The 15,917-nt window shown below is 72.9% G+C and carries 13 protein-coding genes; 3 read left to right on the top strand and 10 right to left on the bottom strand.

Annotation, left to right across the window (positions count from 1 at the left end):
* Nucleotides 1-27 precede the first annotated feature (27 nt).
* Nucleotides 28-705: a response regulator transcription factor gene (locus tag AB0J55_RS41060; RefSeq protein ID WP_072480390.1), complete on the top strand. Its 678-nt coding sequence runs from the start codon at nt 28-30 to the stop codon at nt 703-705.
* Nucleotides 702-1,826, top strand: a complete 1,125-nt coding sequence (locus AB0J55_RS41055) for a HAMP domain-containing sensor histidine kinase (RefSeq protein WP_364261888.1) — start codon at nt 702-704, stop codon at nt 1,824-1,826. Before AB0J55_RS41060 ends, AB0J55_RS41055 begins: the two co-directional genes overlap by 4 nt.
* Nucleotides 1,827-1,866: 40 nt before the next feature.
* Here the strand turns inward: AB0J55_RS41055 and AB0J55_RS41050 are convergent, their stop codons facing one another.
* Nucleotides 1,867-2,949 carry an alpha/beta hydrolase gene (locus AB0J55_RS41050; RefSeq protein WP_364261885.1) on the bottom strand — a complete coding sequence of 361 codons (1,083 nt, stop codon included), beginning with the start codon at nt 2,947-2,949 and terminating at the stop codon, nt 1,867-1,869.
* Complete coding sequence (locus AB0J55_RS41045; RefSeq protein ID WP_364261882.1) at nt 2,943-4,484, bottom strand: twin-arginine translocation signal domain-containing protein; 1,542 nt, start codon at nt 4,482-4,484, stop codon at nt 2,943-2,945. The genes AB0J55_RS41050 and AB0J55_RS41045 overlap by 7 nt, the downstream gene beginning before the upstream one ends.
* 68 nt (nt 4,485-4,552) lie before the next feature.
* Between AB0J55_RS41045 and AB0J55_RS41040 the strand changes: the two genes are divergently transcribed.
* Nucleotides 4,553-4,981 carry a hypothetical protein gene (locus AB0J55_RS41040; RefSeq protein WP_364261879.1) on the top strand — a complete coding sequence of 143 codons (429 nt, stop codon included), beginning with the start codon at nt 4,553-4,555 and terminating at the stop codon, nt 4,979-4,981.
* On the opposite strand, the gene AB0J55_RS41035 is transcribed toward AB0J55_RS41040, so the two are convergent.
* The 8 genes from AB0J55_RS41035 to AB0J55_RS41000 form a co-directional block, all read right to left on the bottom strand.
* Nucleotides 4,978-7,089: a 3-hydroxyacyl-CoA dehydrogenase NAD-binding domain-containing protein gene (locus tag AB0J55_RS41035; protein ID WP_364261876.1), complete on the bottom strand. Its 2,112-nt coding sequence runs from the start codon at nt 7,087-7,089 to the stop codon at nt 4,978-4,980. The genes AB0J55_RS41040 and AB0J55_RS41035 overlap by 4 nt on opposite strands.
* Entirely contained in the window at nt 7,089-8,279 is a 1,191-nt protein-coding gene (locus AB0J55_RS41030) for a thiolase family protein (protein WP_364262118.1), read from the bottom strand. Before AB0J55_RS41030 ends, AB0J55_RS41035 begins: the two co-directional genes overlap by 1 nt.
* A 127-nt stretch (nt 8,280-8,406) precedes the next feature.
* Nucleotides 8,407-9,036: a DUF998 domain-containing protein gene (locus tag AB0J55_RS41025; protein WP_364261873.1), complete on the bottom strand. Its 630-nt coding sequence runs from the start codon at nt 9,034-9,036 to the stop codon at nt 8,407-8,409.
* Between the two features lie 60 nt (nt 9,037-9,096).
* On the bottom strand, nt 9,097-9,249 hold the full coding sequence (locus AB0J55_RS41020) for a hypothetical protein (protein ID WP_364261870.1): 153 nt from the start codon (nt 9,247-9,249) through the stop codon (nt 9,097-9,099).
* Between the two features lie 31 nt (nt 9,250-9,280).
* Nucleotides 9,281-10,921 (bottom strand): allophanate hydrolase, encoded by a 1,641-nt coding sequence (locus AB0J55_RS41015; protein WP_364261867.1) that lies wholly within the window; start codon nt 10,919-10,921, stop codon nt 9,281-9,283.
* Entirely contained in the window at nt 10,918-14,451 is a 3,534-nt protein-coding gene (gene uca / locus AB0J55_RS41010; RefSeq protein WP_364261864.1) for an urea carboxylase, read from the bottom strand. The genes AB0J55_RS41015 and uca overlap by 4 nt, the downstream gene beginning before the upstream one ends.
* The gene (locus tag AB0J55_RS41005) at nt 14,448-15,083 is read right to left on the bottom strand and encodes an urea amidolyase associated protein UAAP2 (RefSeq protein WP_364261861.1); all 636 of its coding nucleotides are present in this window, start codon (nt 15,081-15,083) and stop codon (nt 14,448-14,450) included. The genes uca and AB0J55_RS41005 overlap by 4 nt, the downstream gene beginning before the upstream one ends.
* Nucleotides 15,080-15,913 (bottom strand): urea amidolyase associated protein UAAP1, encoded by an 834-nt coding sequence (locus AB0J55_RS41000; protein WP_364261858.1) that lies wholly within the window; start codon nt 15,911-15,913, stop codon nt 15,080-15,082. Before AB0J55_RS41000 ends, AB0J55_RS41005 begins: the two co-directional genes overlap by 4 nt.
* Nucleotides 15,914-15,917: the final 4 nt, after the last annotated feature.

Here is a 15,917-nt window from a genome sequence, read left to right as displayed (position 1 = left end):
CTCAGGAAAATATGGGATTGTGGGCTCGTGCGAGTTTTGGTAGTCGAGGACGAAGAACCCCTGGCCGACGCGATCGCCCGCGGGCTGCGCCGGGAGGGCATGGCCGTGGACGTGGCGCTCACCGGGGACGACGGGCACGAGAAGGCCGCCGTCACGCGGTACGACGTCGTGCTGCTGGACCGGGACCTGCCCGGGATGTCCGGGGACGAGCTGTGCCGGGAGATCGTCGCGTCCGGGGAACTGACCCGGGTGCTGATGCTCACCGCGAGCAGTTCGGTGTCCGACCGCGTGGACGGGCTGTCGCTGGGCGCCGACGATTACCTCGCCAAGCCGTTCGCCTTCCCCGAACTGGTCGCGCGGGTGCGGGCGCTGGGCCGCCGGGCCACGCCGGCCGCGCCGCCGCTGCTCACCGCCGGGGACGTCGAGCTCGACCCGGCCAAGCGGACCGTCCGGCGCGCGAGCGGGCCGGTCGAGCTGACGCGCAAGGAGTTCGGCGTCCTCGAAGTGCTGCTGCAGGCGGCCGGGTCCGTCGTCAGCAGCGAGGAACTGCTCGAGCGGGTCTGGGACGAGAACGCCGACCCGTTCACCACCACCGTCCGGGTCACCGTGATGACGCTGCGCAAGAAGCTCGGCGAGCCGGGGATCATCGAGACCGTCGTCGGCTCCGGGTACCGGGTGCCGGAGCCCGGCGCGCCGCGCGCGTGAACCTGCCGGGCACGCGCACCCTTCGCGCCCGGATCACCCTGCTGGCGACCGTGCTGGTCGCGGCCGTCAGCCTGCTGCTGCTCTGGCTGGCCTGGACGCTGGTGCGGGACTCGCTCGACGCCGTCCCGCAGATGCCGCCGGGCAGCGTGGTGGTCGTCGACGGCGTCACGGTCGACGCCTCGACGCTGGCCGAGCACCTGCGCGTGCACGCCCGCAACCGGATGCTGCTGTTCGGGTCGATCGCGTTCCTGCTGGTGGTGGCGGCCGCGGCGATCCTCGCCTGGACGTTCACCTCGCGCGTGCTGCTGCCGCTGCGCGAGATCACCGGCACCGCGCGGCGGCTGTCGGTCGAGTCGCTGGGGGAGCGGATCGGCGAGATCCGCTCCCGCGACGAGCTGGCCGAGCTGGCGAGCACGTTCGACGACATGCTCGACCGGCTCCAGGCCGCCTTCGACGCGCAACGCCACTTCGTCGCGAACGCCAGCCACGAACTGCGGACGCCGTTGTCGGTGATCCGCACCGAACTCGACGTCACCCTGGCCGACGACGACGCCGACGAAGCCGAGCTGCGCCGGATGGGCGGCGTGGTCCGGGACGCGACCGAGCGGGCCGGGCAGCTGGTCAACTCGCTGCTGCTGCTGGCCCGCACCGACGGCGCCGGGCTGGGCGTGCACGAGCCGGTCGATCTCGCGGTGGTGGTCGACCGGGCGTGGCGCGCGGTTCAGCGGGAAGCCGCGCAACGCGGCATCCAGGCGACGTTTTCGGTGGCGCCGGCGCCGGCGTTCGGCGACCCGGCGCTGCTGGAGCGGATCGCGGGCAACCTGCTGGAGAACGCCGTCCGCCACAACGTCGACGGCGGCTGGCTGGAGGTCGTGACGCAGCCGGGGCCGCGCTGGTCGACGCTGCGGGTCCGGTCCTCGGGTGGCCTGGTCGACCCGGCGGGGGTGGCGGAGCTGTTCGAGCCGTTCCGCCGGGCCGGGGTGGCCCGGACGGCCCGCTCGGGCGCGGGCCTCGGGCTGTCGATCGTCCGGGCCGCGGTGTCGGCCCACGGCGGAACGGTCACGGCGGAGCCGATCGTCGGCGGCGGCCTCAGCGTGACGGTCCACCTCCCGGTCCGCTGACCAGCCTCGTGAGTGGGAAACAGTGTTCTAACACTGTTTCTCAATCACGAGGGCCGCGGGAGAGGGCGAGGCCGGCGCGGAGGACTCCGGCCGCGTGGAGCATGGCTGCGCGGGCGTCCGGGTCGACGCCGACTCGGTTCGCGAAGCCGTGGAGCTGGCCTTCGTGCCTTCGGTGGACCAAGGGGACTCCGGCGGAAGCGAGGCGGGCCGCGTACGCCTCGCCTTCGTCGCGGAGCAGGTCGAAGCCGCACGTGGCCACGTACGTCGGCGGGAGGCCGTCGAGAGCCTCGTCGTAGAGGACCGAGGCCCGTGGGTCCGTGTAGGACGCCGGGTCACGCAGGTACTGGTCGCGGTACCAGGCCCACTCGTCCCGGTCGAGGCGGAAGCCGGAGCCGAACTGCTGATGGGAACGAGACGAGCCGAGCGCGTCCGTCGCCGGCGTGAGCAGGAGGCTGAACGCCGGCCGCGGCAGCTCGCCGCGGGCCGCCGCGTGCGCCACCACCGCCGCCAGGTTGCCGCCGCTGCTGTCGCCGCCCACCGCCAGGCGGGCCGGGTCGATGCCGAACTCCGCCGCGTGCGAAACGACGTACGCGAACGCCGCCACTGCGTCCGAAGCCGCCGCCGGGAACGGGTGTTCCGGGGCGAGCCGGTAGCCGATCGACACCACCCGCACCCCGGCTTCCTCGGCGAGCAGCCGGCATGCGCCCTCGTGCGTGTCGAGGCTGCCGAGCACGAACCCGCCGCCGTGGAAGTACACGATCGCCGGGCCCGGCGCCGGGACCCCGGCCGGTTCGTAGCGGCGCAGCGGCAGCGGCCCGGCCGGCCCGGGCCAGGTGCCCTCGCGGGTCCGGACGCCGGGGCAGATCCCGGCGCCGGCCAGCGCGCCCGCCAGGTTCAGCTCGGTCCGGGCCCGCGCCAGGCTGCCGTTGCGGTGCGGCGCGTCGAACGGCGCGAAGCGCGACACCTGCATCAGCATCCGCGCGGTGGGCACCGGCTGCCGCCCGTCGACCACCACCGGGCGCCCCGCCAGCACCCGCAGCACCGGCGCGGGCAGGCGCAGCAGCCACCGCAGCCCGGTCATGATCGACCACACGAGCACCCGGCGGGACAGTCCGTTCAGCACACGTCCACGAAAATCGGGTTCGCGTACAACCACAAGTCCTCGAACGGGTTCGCCTGCCCGACGACGTCCGGGGTCGGCTCCCCGCCGCCGTTCGTCCCGCGGATCCGCGCGTAGAACGGATCCCGGACGTTCCGGAAGGTGTGCCGGTACACCACCTGCCGCCCCGGCGCCCAGCGCGGCTCGAAAGACTCGACAACTCGCGTGCCGGGCGCGGTCATCGTGTCGCGGTCGGTGACCGGGCCGGTGACCGGGCCCGCGACGACGTCCAGGCGGGCCAGCCGCGGCACCGAACCACCGCCGTTCGGCCGGGACGCCAGCCGCGCGCGCACCACGACCGTCACGTCGGAGCCTCGCCGCACCCGCAGGCGGCCGCCCAGCGTCGCCGAGGAGCCGCCGCCGGACGCGGCGACCTCGAGCTCGGAGACCAGGCCGCCGTGCGACAGCCAGATCCGCCCGGCCCGCAGGCCCTCCAGGACGCCTTCGAGGCTGCGCCGCGTGACGCCGACGTGGGTGCGGCTGAACTCGCCGGGGTAGAAGTCCGCGTACGGCGGGACGAACTGCCGGACGCCGCTGTCGACCGGGTCCGGGAACTTGCCGGTGCCGTCGTACCAGCCGTCCGGGACCGGCGGGCGGACCAGCGTGTCGCCGCGGTTGTAGTGCGAGTCGGAGTTCGTGGTGATCCACCACGGCTTGCCCTCGGCGAGCAGCGAGTCCCACAGGCCGCCGACCTTCGCCGTCGCCCAGTCCCAGCCGCCGAACGTCCGGTACGCCTCGGCCGGGAACCCGGGCCACGAGTTCGCGCCGGGGCTGTTCGCGTAGCCGCCGCGGGCGCCGCCGTTGCCGAGCGGCTTCGGGAAGCCGTCCGCCTGCGCGCCGGGCGCGCCCTCCATGCCGATCACGATGCGCGGCGCGGCGTCGCGGTAGGCACGCAGCTCGTGCGGGGCGACCCGGCCGTTGCGCAGCGGGTGGTTGATCAGCACGACCGGCGCGTGGATCCGCCGCGCGCGTTCCTCGTCGGCCAGCCAGCGCAACGCCCGCAGCGCCAGGGCCTCGTTCGCCGGGCTCGACGCCTCCGAGTTCGTCAGCCGCCAGTCGAAGGTCCGCTCGAACTCGCGCAGCTTCGCCGCCTGCTGCGCCCCGGCCTGGAAGAAGACGGTCGCGTGCTCGGCGCCCGGGACGTTCCACTCCATGCCGTGCCACAGCAGCAGGTCCGGGTACTTCCGCCGGGCGGCGAGGAAGTCGGCCTCGGTGGGCTCGACCGACACCTTCTCGTGCTCGGCGTGGCCGTGGTCGGTGAAGACGATCCAGTCCGCGCCGTGCGCCCGCCCCCCGGCGGCGATCTGGTCGATCCGGTACATCGCGTCGTACGAGTACTGGCTGTGCGTGTGGTGGTCGCCGACCAGCCACTGGTAGCGGCCGCACACCCGGCTCGGGTCGAGGTCGAGGTCGGCGGGAGCAGGAGCCGGGAGGGGCACGCCCGCGGCGGCGGCCGCGAGGCCGGCGCCCTTGAGGAAGCGGCGTCTGTCGGTGGTCACGGCGGGACGCTAAGCCGCCGGGGTGAACGGGCGGTGTCCCGGCGGCCAACTGTGCTGTGATCTTCGGTGTGGAGGAGAGACCCCTGGTCCGCGTGCTGGTGCCGGTGATCGCGCTGGCCCTGGCCGCCGGCGTCGGGCTGGCGTTCTTCGTCGCCGCGCTCGTCCGGCCCCCGGAGCTGCCGGTGGACCGGAACCCGGCACCCCTGGCGGGTCACACGCTGTGCGCGGCGGTCGTCGTGGTCTTCGAGTCAGACGCCGAAATGCGGGCGGCCGAACCGTCGCTGCACGACGAACCGAAGGCGCGGCGGGTGTTCGAGGACCCGCCGTCGGTGTCCCTGCTCGCCGTTCCGGGCACCGACCTGAAGGCGTGGGCGCAGGAGCTGCACGCCCGCTACCGGAAGGCCGAGCGGGTGACGGTCATCGATTCCGACGCGACGGCGGCGCAGCTGAAACTCACTGCGCCGCCGCCGAAGTGCCCTCGCGAGGGCGAGTACTAGCGCGTCGGGACCGAAGCCACGCCCGGGGCGAGGAACGGCTTGCCGTTCACGCGCTCGGACACGCCGGAGCGGTCCAGGTACGGCGTGATGCCGCCGTTCCAGAACGGCCAGCCCGCGCCGAGGATCAGGCACAGGTCGATGTCCTGCGCCTCGGCGACCACGCCCTCGTCGAGCATGATCCGGATCTCCTCGGCGATGGCCGCCAGGGCGCGCTCGCGCACCTGCTCCGAAGTGGACGGCTTGTCGCCCTGCGTCCAGAGCTCGACGACCTCGGGGTCGGCCGACTGGTTGCCCTGCGCGTCCCAGATCCAGACGCCCTTCTTGCCCGCCTTGACGAACTTGGCGAGGTTCTCGGACACGGTGAACCGGTCCGGGAAGGACTCGTGCAGCGTCTCGCCGACGTGCAGCGCGATGGCCGGGCCGACGAGCTGCATCAGCGTCAGCGGCGTCATCGGCAGGCCCAGCGGTTCCAGGGCCTTGTCGGCGACGTCGAACGGCGTGCCCTCGTCGACGGTGACCAGCACCTCGCCGAGGAAGCGCAGCAGCAGGCGGTTGACGACGAACGCCGACGCGTCCTTGACCAGCACGCTGGACTTCTTCAGCTGCTTGCCGACCGAGAACGCCGTCGCCAGCGCAGCGTCGTCGGTCTTCTCGCCGCGGACGATCTCCAGCAGCGGCAGCACGGCGACCGGGTTGAAGAAGTGGAAGCCGACCACGCGCTCGGGGTGCTGCAGCTTCGACGCCATCGCGGTGATCGACAGCGACGAGGTGTTCGTCGCCAGGATCGCCTCGGGCTTGACGTGCTGCTCCAGCTCGGCGAACACCTGCTGCTTGACGCCCAGCTCCTCGAAGACAGCTTCGATGACGAAGTCGGCGTCGGCGAACGCGGCCTTGTCGAGCGAGCCGGTGACCAGGGCCTTGAGCCGGTTGGCGCCGTCGGGGGAGACGCGCTTCTTGCTCAGCAGCTTGTCGATCTCGGCGTGGACGTACCCGACGCCCTTGTCGACGCGCTCCTGGTCGACGTCGGTCAGCACGACCGGCACCTTCAGACGGCGGACGAACAGCAGCGCGAGCTGGCTGGCCATCAGGCCGGCGCCGACGATGCCGACCTTGTTCACCTTGCGGGCCAGGTTCTTGTCCGGCGCGCCGGCCGGGCGCTTGGCGCGCTTGTTGACCAGGTTGAACGAGTACAGCCCGGCGCGCAGGACGTCGGACATGAGCAGCTCGGCCAGGCCGTCGGTCTCGGCCGCGTAGCCGCGGTCGAGGTCGTTCTCGCGGGCCAGTTCCAGCAGCTCGACGGCCTTGGTCGCGCCCGGCGAAGCGCCGTGCGTCCGGGCGTCCACAAGGGACTTGGCGCGCGCGATGGCGGCGTCCCAGGCGGAACCGCGGTCGATTTCGCGGCGCTCCGGGGTGATCTCGCCGTTGACGACCTTCGCCAGCCACAGCAGCGACTGCTCGAGGTAGTCGGCCGAGCCGAAGACCGCGTCGACGATGCCGAGCTCGGCCGTCTGCTTCACGGTGAGCATCTTGTTCTGCGCCAGGGCGTTCTCGATGATCACCGTGACGGCGGCGTCCGCGCCGATCAGGTTCGGCAGCAGCTGCGTGCCGCCCCAGCCCGGGAACAGGCCGAGGAAGACCTCGGGGAACGCGATCGCCGCGGTGTTCTCCGACAGCGTCCGGTAGTGGCAGGACAGCGCCAGCTCCAGGCCGCCGCCCATGACCGCACCGTTGATGAACCCGAACGTCGGGATCTTCGATTCGGTGAGGCGGCGGAACACGTCGTGCCCGGTCTGGGCGATCTCGCGGGCCAGGGCCGGGTCGCTCACGGCCTCGACGCCGGACAGGTCGGCTCCGACGGCGAAGATGAACGGCTTGCCGGTGACGGCGATCGCGGCCGGCTCGGCCTCGAACGCCTTGTCCAGCGCGGCGTTCAGCGACACCAGACCCTGGGGGCCGAAGGTGTTCGGCCGGGTGTGGTCGTGGCCGTTGTCGAGCGTGATGAGCGCGACGGGCTTCTCGAGCCCGGGCACCTTCACCAGGCGCGTCACGGCGTGCGTGACGACCTCGTCCGGGAAGGCGGCCTTCGCTTCTTCAGCGGTGAAAGTCATTACTTCGCCCCCTCGAAGGCCGGGTTCTCCCAGATCACGGTGCCGCCCATGCCGATGCCGATGCACATCGTGGTCATGCCGTACTGCACGTCGGGCCGCTCGGCGAACTGGCGCGCCAGCTGCGTCATGAGCCGGACGCCGGACGACGCCAGCGGGTGGCCGCAGGCGATCGCGCCGCCCCACTGGTTGACGCGCGGGTCCTCGTCGTCGATGCCGAAGTGGTCGAGGAAGGCCAGCACCTGCACGGCGAAGGCCTCGTTGATCTCGAACAGGCCGATGTCGTCGATCGACAGGCCGGTGCGCTTGAACAGCTTCTCGGTGGCCGGCACCGGGCCGATGCCCATGACCTCCGGCTCGACGCCGGCGAAGGAGTAGCCGACCAGCCGCATCGCGACCGGCAGGCCCAGCTCGCGGGCGGTTTCTTCGTCGGCGAGGATCGAGGCGGTCGCGCCGTCGTTGAGGCCGGCCGCGTTGCCCGCGGTGATCCGGCCGAACGGGCGGAACGGCGTCTTCAGGTTCGCCAGCTGCTCGACCGTGGTGCCCGGCCGCGGCGGCTCGTCCTCGGTGGCCAGGCCCCAGCCCAGCTCCTTCGAACGGGTGGCGACCGGGACCAGCTCGGGGCCGATCTTGCCGGTCTTGACGGCTTCGGCGTAGCGCTCCTGGCTGCGCGCGGCGTAGGCGTCGGTGCGCTGCTTGGTGATCGCCGGGAAGCGGTCGTGCAGGTTCTCGGCGGTCTGGCCCATGACGAGCGCGGTCGGGTCGACGAGCTTGTCGGCGATGATCCGCGGGTTCGGGTCGACGCCTTCGCCCATCGGGTGGCGGCCCATGTGCTCGACCCCGCCGGCGATGGCGATGTCGTAGGCGCCGAAGCCGATGCCGGAGGCGACGCTGGTGACGGCGGTCATCGCGCCGGCGCACATGCGGTCGATGGCGAAGCCGGGGACCGACTTCGGCAGCCCGGCCAGCAGCGCGGCGGTGCGGCCGATGGTCAGGCCCTGGTCACCGGTCTGGGTGGTGGCGGCGATGGCCACCTCGTCGACGCGCTCGGGCGGCAGTTCGGGGTGCCGCCGCAGCAGCTCGCGGATGGCGTTGACGACGAGGTCGTCGGCGCGGGTGCCGGCGTAGATGCCCTTGTCGCCGGCCTTGCCGAAGGGGGTGCGTACCCCCTCGACGAAGGCGACGTTTCGCACGCCCCGCGCGTTCGGCGCGAGCGGCGTTGCTGGTGCGGCCACTGATGCTCCATGGGATAGAGGTCTTTGACCGCACGATAGCCCTTGTTACCCACCGGTAACCAGGGGTGTGGCCCGGTCGAGTGGGCTACGGCACACTCTTGGGCTCCATCGTCCGTCCTTTCACGAGCCACGCGACGCCGAACGCCTCCACGGCGACGGCCTCCAGCCACAGCGCCGGGTGCAGTGACGGCGTCAGGCCGAGGTACTTGGCCAGGGCGATCAGCACCAGGCAGGCGAGGATCACGCCGCCGCAGACCCGGTAGAGCGTGCCGAACTTCTCCGGTTGCTCGCCGTCGTGGGGGAAGAGGCGGAGGCAGAAGTAGGCGAGGGAGAGGAAGAACACCGCCGCGAAGGCGAGGTGCAGGACGCCGGAGGTGCGGTCCCAGGCCGTGACGTCGTGGTCCGGGGTGGTCGGGAACAGCGCGAGCCCGATCGCGCCGAGCCCGGCGACGCTGCTCGCGACGTTGTCGACGTAGTCGTGGCCGTAGTAGGCGAGGAGGAACACACCGACCGCGCACATCGCGCCGACCAGGACGTCCCGCAGGTCGGTGTAGTAGTAGCTGCTGAGCGAGCCGGCGAGGTCGCCGCCCTGGGCCAGCTGCTTGCCGAGGACGAGGACGAACGGCAGCGCGAGCCCGATGAGGCCGATGGCGCGCCGGAGGAACAGGTACGAGTGGACGAGGGTGTTCTGCGGGGATCTGGTCGCCGTGGTCATGGCCGCCTCCGGGGGTTCACTGAGGTGGATCGGCGGGGAAGTGCCCACGGGTGAGGCTTGTTACCGGGGAGTTGTCCAAGTTCTCAGCTGATCGTTACGGAGTTCGGCGAAGGTGCCGTCTTCGAGGAACCCGATCCGCGCGCCCTCGGCGGGGTCCCAGACCTCCAGCCCGGCCTCGGCCGGGGCGGGATGGCCGCACGGAAGAACTCTCACTCCTTCAGTGTCGACCCCCGGCGCAACCCGGTTACCCGGCGCCGAGGTGCGCCAGCCAGCCGCCCTTCGCCGAGATGTCTTCCGCGTCCTCGACCGCCGCCGGTTCGCACAGGAAGCCGGGCACCCGCGTGCCGTCGGCCAGCTCCAGCTTCCCGATCGCCAGGGGGGCCGGGATCCCGGCCACGAACTCGCCGAAGCCGGCGGCCGGCAGCTCCCACACCTCCGCCGCGATCGGCGCCCCGCCGGAGGTGACGCGCACCAGGCCCGGCTTCGGCGGCACCGTGTCCAAGGCGTACAACCGGTACGCGGCCGCCGTCGAGACCGCCGACACGAACCGGGCGCCGCGAGACGTGAGCTCGTGGTTCAGCGGCTGGCCCCGGAGATGGGCGCCGACCACCACGATGGGGATGCGAGAGCGGCGCAATCCGGCCAGCGCCGCCAGTTTCAGGTCGTCGTGCGGGGCACCCAGGAACATCACGCCGAACGGCCGCCCGGCCACCGATCCCGCCGGCACCGCCAGCGCCGAGAGCCCGAACAGGTTGGTGGCGTTGGTGAACCGGCCCAGGCGGGCGTTGACCGCCACCGGGTCCGCCGCGACCTCGGCGAGTGTCGGGTGCTCGGTCGTCGTCGGCAGCAGGAGCGCGTCGACGCCGGCCAGCGTGGCCAGGGCTTCCGCCCGCAGGGCCGCCAGGGTGGCCTGGTCGGCGAACAGCCGGTGGGCCCGGACGTCGCGGGCCGGCCCGATGATCGACGCCACGACGGGGTCGACGCCGTCCGGGTGGGCGTCGATGAACTCGCCGACCGCGGTGTACCGCTCGGCGACGAACGCGCCGCCGTACAGCAGCTGTGCCGCCTCCAGGAACGCCGAGATGTCCACAGTGGTCACTTCGGCGCCCGCGGCGGCGTAGTCCGACACGGCGGCGTCGAACGCCTCCGCCCAGCCCGGCGCCAGCGGGCCCAGCTGTTCCGGGGACGGCACGCCGAGCCGGAACCGTCCCGTGTGGACCTGGGCGGGCTCGGCCAGGCAGGTCAGCGCGAACGACGCCTCCTCCACCGTCCTGGCGAACAGCGACACGCAGTCGATGCTCGCGCACGCCGGGACGACCCCTTCGGTGGGCAGGAGACCCGGCGTCGGCTTGAGCCCGACGATCCCGTTGAACGCCGCCGGGACCCGGCCCGAACCCGCGGTGTCCGTGCCCAGGGCCAGGTCCACGAGGCCGAGGGCGACCGCCACCGCCGAGCCCGAGCTCGACCCGCCGGAGACGTAGGCCGGGTCCACGGCGTTGCGCACCGCGCCGTACGGGCTGCGCGTCCCGACCAGGCCGGTCGCGAACTGGTCCAGGTTCGTCGTGCCCAGCACCAGCGCCCCGGCCGCGCGCAGCCGCGCGACCACCGGCGCGTCGGCCTCCGGCTGGTAGGCGTAGGCCGGGCAGCCCGCCGTCGTCGGCAGCCCCGCGACGTCGATGTTGCCCTTGACCGCGACGAGCTTCCCGTACAGCGGCCGCCCGTTTTCCGTCAGCGCGGCGGCCTCGGCCAGGACGTCGGCTTCCGGCCGCAGGTCGATCCAGATCTCCGGGCGGTCCACCCGCTCGATCCGCCGGTAGGCCGCCCGCACCCGCTCCACGGCGGTGTTCGATGCCGCCTCCGCGGGAGGGAGTGCGTCGGCGCTCATCCCAGCACCACCAACGGCGTGCCGGGCGCCACCTGGTCGCCGGGGGACACGAGCACTTCGACCACCTCACCGCTCGCCGGCGCCGGAATCCGCGCCTCGGTCTTCATCGCTTCCAGGGTCACCAGCGACTGCGCGTTCTCGACGCGTTCACCCGCGGCGACGTCGACCCGCCACACCGTCGCCGCGAACGGCGCCTCCACGACGTGCCCGCCCGGTGGCGCCTCGACCCGGGCCGGCGGCCGGGTGACCGGCTCCGGTTTCGGGTCGAACTCGCCCGCCGCGGCCCACGCCTGCCGTTCCGCTTCGAACGCCGCCGCCTGCGTCGCCCGGAACCCGGCGATGCTCTCGGCGTTGTCCGCCAGGAACTGCTGGTAGTCCGCCAGCGCGAAGGTGCCCTCGGTGGTGTCGAGCTCCAGCTGCCCGGCCGAGCTTTTCGCCCGCAGCTCCAGCAGTTCGTCCGCCGGCACCGGGTACCACGAGATCCGGTCGAAGAACCGCAGGTTCCACGGCCGCTCCCCGCCGTGCCAGCTGTTCCACACCTGGACGGTCCGCCCGACGAACTGGTAGCCGCCCGGACCCTCCATGCCGTAGATGCACAGGTAGGCGCCGCCGATGCCGACGGAGTTCTCCGCCGTCCACGTCCGCGCGGGGTTGTACTTCGTCGTCACCAGGCGGTGGCGCGGGTCCAGCGGCGTCGCCACCGGAGCGCCGAGGTAGACGTCGCCGAGGCCCAGCACGAGGTACTCCGCGTCGAACACCGTCCGGTACACGTCGTCCACAGTGGACAAGCCGTTCACCCGCCGGATGAACTCGATGTTCCAGGGGCACCACGGCGCGTCGTCGCGCACACCGGTCATGTACCGCTCGATCGCCTCGCGCGTGGCCGGGTCGTCCCACGACAGCGGCAGCCGCACGCTGCGGCTCGGCACCACGAGGTCGCGCGTCGGCGGCAGGTCGCGCTCCAGCTCGCGCACCAGCCCGAGCGCCTTGCCGACCGGCAGCGCGTCCGGGTCGACGTGCACCTGCAGCGACCGGATGCCCGGGGTGAGGTCGACGATCCCCGGCACGCCCTCGGCGGCGAGCCGTTCGCCGAGCGCGTGCACCCGCATCCGCAGGGCCAGGTCGAGCTTCATCTCGCCGTACTCGACGAGCAGGTTGTCGTCGCCGCTGCGGCGGTAGGTGACCGACGGCTCTTCATCCGAAGAGGACAGTCGCGAGAGGACGCCGCCGTCGTCGCGCGCGGGCCGGCTCGGCTCGACCGCCGACGCGGGCCGCGTCCGCAGCGCCGCCGCGTGGTCGGCGCCGATCGGCACGAACCGCACGGTGTCGCCCGGGCGCAGCTGCCCGAGCTTCCAGCGTTCACCGGTGGCGACCGTCGCCGGGCAGACGAACCCGCCGAGGCTGGGCCCGTCCGGGCCGAGCAGGATCGGCAGGTCGCCGGTGTAGTCGACGGCGCCGATCGCGTACGGCGTGTCGTGGATGTTCGACGGGTGCAGGCCCGCCTCGCCGCCGTCCGGCCGCGCCCACTGCGGCCGCGGGCCGACGAGCCGGACGCCGGTGCGCGCCGAGTTGAAGTGCACCTGCCAGTCCGTGGCGTAGAACGTGTCGACGTCTTCCGGGGTGAAGAACTCCGGGGCCGCGTGCGGGCCTTCGAGCGCACCGATCGTCCAATGGGGAGCGAAGGACGGCCGTTCGGCGGCCGGGACCGGCCCCACGACCGGGTCCGCGGGCGCCGGGCCGGGCCGCAGGACGTCCCCGGCGGCCAGGGCGCGGCCGCCGTGACCGCCGAACCTGCCCAGGGTGAACGTCGCCGCGCTGCCGAGGAACTCCGGCACGTCGACGCCGCCGCGGACCAGGACGTAGCTGCGCAGCCCGGCGGTGCACGCCCGGACGTCGAGCGTCGCCCCCGCGGGCACCTCGACCGGGGTCCACAGGGGCACCTCGGTGCCGTCGACGAGGACCGTCGTCGGCGCGCCGGTGACGCACACCTCGGTGGCGCGGGAGAACCGCAGCGCCACACCGTCCACAGTGCACTCCAGGCCGGGCGCGCCTTCGGGGTTGCCGAGCGCGAGGTTGCCCAGGCGCAGCGAGAGGTCGTCCATCGGGCCGCTCGGCGGCACCCCGACGTGCCAGAACCCGGTGCGGCCCGGCCAGTCCTGCACGGTCGTCATGGTTCCGCCGCGCACCACGTCGATCCGCGGTTCGGCGTCTTCGATCGTATCCAAAGTGGACGTATCATGGCCGGCGGCGCCGAAGGCCGGGTCGGCGGCCGCCGCCCGCAGCTGGCCCAGGTTGGTCTGGACGCCGTCGAACCGGGTCGCGGCGAGCGCTTCCCGCAGGTTCGCCAGTGCGTCCGCGCGGTCGGTGCCGGTGCAGATCACCTTGGCCAGCAACGGGTCGTAGTGCATGGTGACGGTCGTGCCCGGCTCGACCCAGGTGTCGACGCGGACGTCCGCGGGCAGCGTGACCCGCGTGACGAGGCCCGCGCTCGGCCGGTGCCCGGCGCCCGGGTCCTCGGCGTACACGCGCGCTTCGACGGCGTGCCCGCGCGGGACCGGGATCGCGCGGAACATCCCGCGGTCGCCCTGGGCGAGCCGCAGCATCCAGGCGACCAGGTCGACGCCGTACACCGCCTCGGTGACCGGGTGCTCGACCTGCAGCCGGGTGTTCACCTCGAGGAACGCCGCCTCGCCGCGGTCGGGGTCGTAGACGTATTCGACCGTGCCCGCCGAGCGGTAGCGCACCGACGAGCACAGCGCGACGGCGGACTCGACCAGGTGCTTCCGGACGTCCTCGGGGAGCTCCGGGGCCGGGCACTCCTCGACGACCTTCTGGTTGCGCCGCTGCAGCGAGCAGTCGCGGGTGCCCAGGGCCAGGACCTCACCGAAGCCGTCGCCGAAGACCTGCACCTCGACGTGCCGCGCGCGGGTCACCAGGCGTTCGAGGAAGACGCCGGAGCTGGCGAAGCTCTTGGCCGCGACACTGCGCACGGAGTCCCAGGCGGCGCGCAGTTCGGCCGGGGACGCGCAGGCACGCATCCCGATGCCGCCCCCGCCGCCGGTCGCCTTGAGCATCACCGGGTAGCCGATGTCCTCCGCGCGGGCCAGCGCCTCGTCCACATCGGACAGCAGGCCGGTGCCGGCCAGCAGCGGCACGCCCGCGGCGATCGCCGCCTCGCGTGCGGTGTGCTTGCTGCCGAACACCTCCAGGTGCTCGGGGGACGGCCCGGCGAACGCGATCCCGGCGTCTTCGCAGGCCCGCGCGAACGCGGTGTCCTCCGAGAGGAAGCCGTAGCCGGGGTGGATCGCGTCGCAGCTGGTGTCGAGCGTGGCCTGGATGATCGCCTCGGCCCGCAGGTAGCTTTCCGCCGCGGGCGCGGGCCCGAGCCGGACGGCCCGGTCGGCGAGCCGCACGTGCGGGGCGAGGCGGTCGGCGTCGGAGTACACCGCGACGGTTTCGAGGCCCAGTTCCTTCGCGCTGCGCAGGATCCGGACCGCGATCTCGCCGCGGTTGGCGACGAGCAGCCTCACGCGGCGACTCCCGGGGAGATGACGACCATCCGCACCGGCGTCGGGTCGAACCCGTTGCAGGGGTTGTTGATCTGCGGGCAGTTCGAGACGAGCACCAGCACGTCGGTCTCCGCGCGCAGCCGGACCTCCAGGCCCGGCGCGGAGATCCCGTCGACGATGCCGAGCGTCCCGTCCGCTTCGACCGGCACGTTCATGTACCAGTTGACGTTGCTGACCAGGTCGCGCTTGCCCAGGCCCCACTTCGCGCCCTCGATGAGGAAGTTCTCGACGCAGGCGTGCTGGTAGCGCGTGTGCTGGCCGTAGCGGAGGCTGTTGGACTCCTTGCTGCACGCGCCGCCGAGCGTGTCGTGCCGCCCGCAGGTGTCGGCGACGACGGTCAGCAGCGGCGCGCCCTCCTGGGTGCGCAGGACACTGCCGGTGGTCAGGAAGATGTTGCCCTGCGCGGCGATCGTCGCGGCCGCGCTGTAGCGCTTGGCGGTGTCGTTCGCGTCGTAGCAGAGGAAGTCGACGGCCTGGTTGCCGCCGAGGTCGACGATCGCCAGCTCCTGCCCCTGCTGCAGCACCGTCGAATACGGTGCCCGTGCGGGAACGTCGACGCTGACTTCCAGCTGGGATTCGTGGGCCGTGCTCATGCGATCCCCCGGGCGTTCAGGTAGTCCGCGGTGTTCTCGAACGCGCGCTGCGCCTCCGGCGTGTGTGTCCACTCGGGACTGTCCGGAGTGGTCGGCCGGTCGCGCCACGCGAGGACCTCCAGCCGGGACACGGTGTGCTCCGGCCGCGGGTCGACCGGGTGGGCGACGTTGGCGAGCAGCACGATGGCCGGGATTTCGATCCGCAGGTCGACGGCCTTGCCGGCACCCGCGGAGCCGGTGAACTCCAGCCCGCCTTCGGACTGGACCCGCACGCCCTGGAAGAAGGACAGGCTCGGCGGCAGGTCCCGCGGCCCGAGGCCGTTCTTGGCCGCGGCCAGGGTGAACAGGGCCAGCCCGGCGGGGGAGGGGCCGTGCGGGGAGCCGTCGCCGTAACGGGCGGTGTTTCCGTCCACAGTGGACGTCCCGCAGAGCGCGTCGTGCCGCCCGCTGGAGTCGGCGACGATCGTGGCCAGCACCCGCCCCTGGTCCGACAGCAGCGCCACCGATTCGCCGAGGTAGGCGTTCCACTGCACCTTGACCGTGTCGGCGACGTTCAGCCGCTCCCACGGCGCCACGGCGTTGAACAGCAGCAGGTGGGCGCAGGCGTCGCCGTCGACGTCGGTCAGCCGCAGCCGCGTGCCGCGCGCCAGCACCTTGTGCGTGTACCCGCCGCCGGCCACGGTTTCGGCCCAGGTCAGCGCCTCCGGATCGACCTCCGGTGGCGGGGACGGCCAGCTGCTCGCCGGGATCGACGGCATCGTGTCGACCACGGTGCCGGCCTGCGCGCGGGCGTGGTCGCGCGCTCCGTAGGTCGTCGCGGTGGTGCTCATGGTC

This window comes from Amycolatopsis sp. NPDC049688 (genome assembly GCF_040674975.1).
In the GTDB taxonomy this organism is placed as follows: Bacteria; Actinomycetota; Actinomycetes; order Mycobacteriales; family Pseudonocardiaceae; genus Amycolatopsis.
This window is presented reverse-complemented; position numbering and strand designations above follow the sequence as displayed.

Coding starts and splice junctions, on each gene's coding strand:
- AB0J55_RS41035 (WP_364261876.1), bottom strand. CDS start 7,089: ATGACTTTCACCGCTGAAGAAGCGAAGGCCGCCTTCCCGGACGAGGTC.
- AB0J55_RS41005 (WP_364261861.1), bottom strand. CDS start 15,083: ATGAGCACGGCCCACGAATCCCAGCTGGAAGTCAGCGTCGACGTTCCC.
- AB0J55_RS41025 (WP_364261873.1), bottom strand. CDS start 9,036: ATGACCACGGCGACCAGATCCCCGCAGAACACCCTCGTCCACTCGTAC.
- AB0J55_RS41015 (WP_364261867.1), bottom strand. CDS start 10,921: ATGAGCGCCGACGCACTCCCTCCCGCGGAGGCGGCATCGAACACCGCC.
- AB0J55_RS41000 (WP_364261858.1), bottom strand. CDS start 15,913: ATGAGCACCACCGCGACGACCTACGGAGCGCGCGACCACGCCCGCGCG.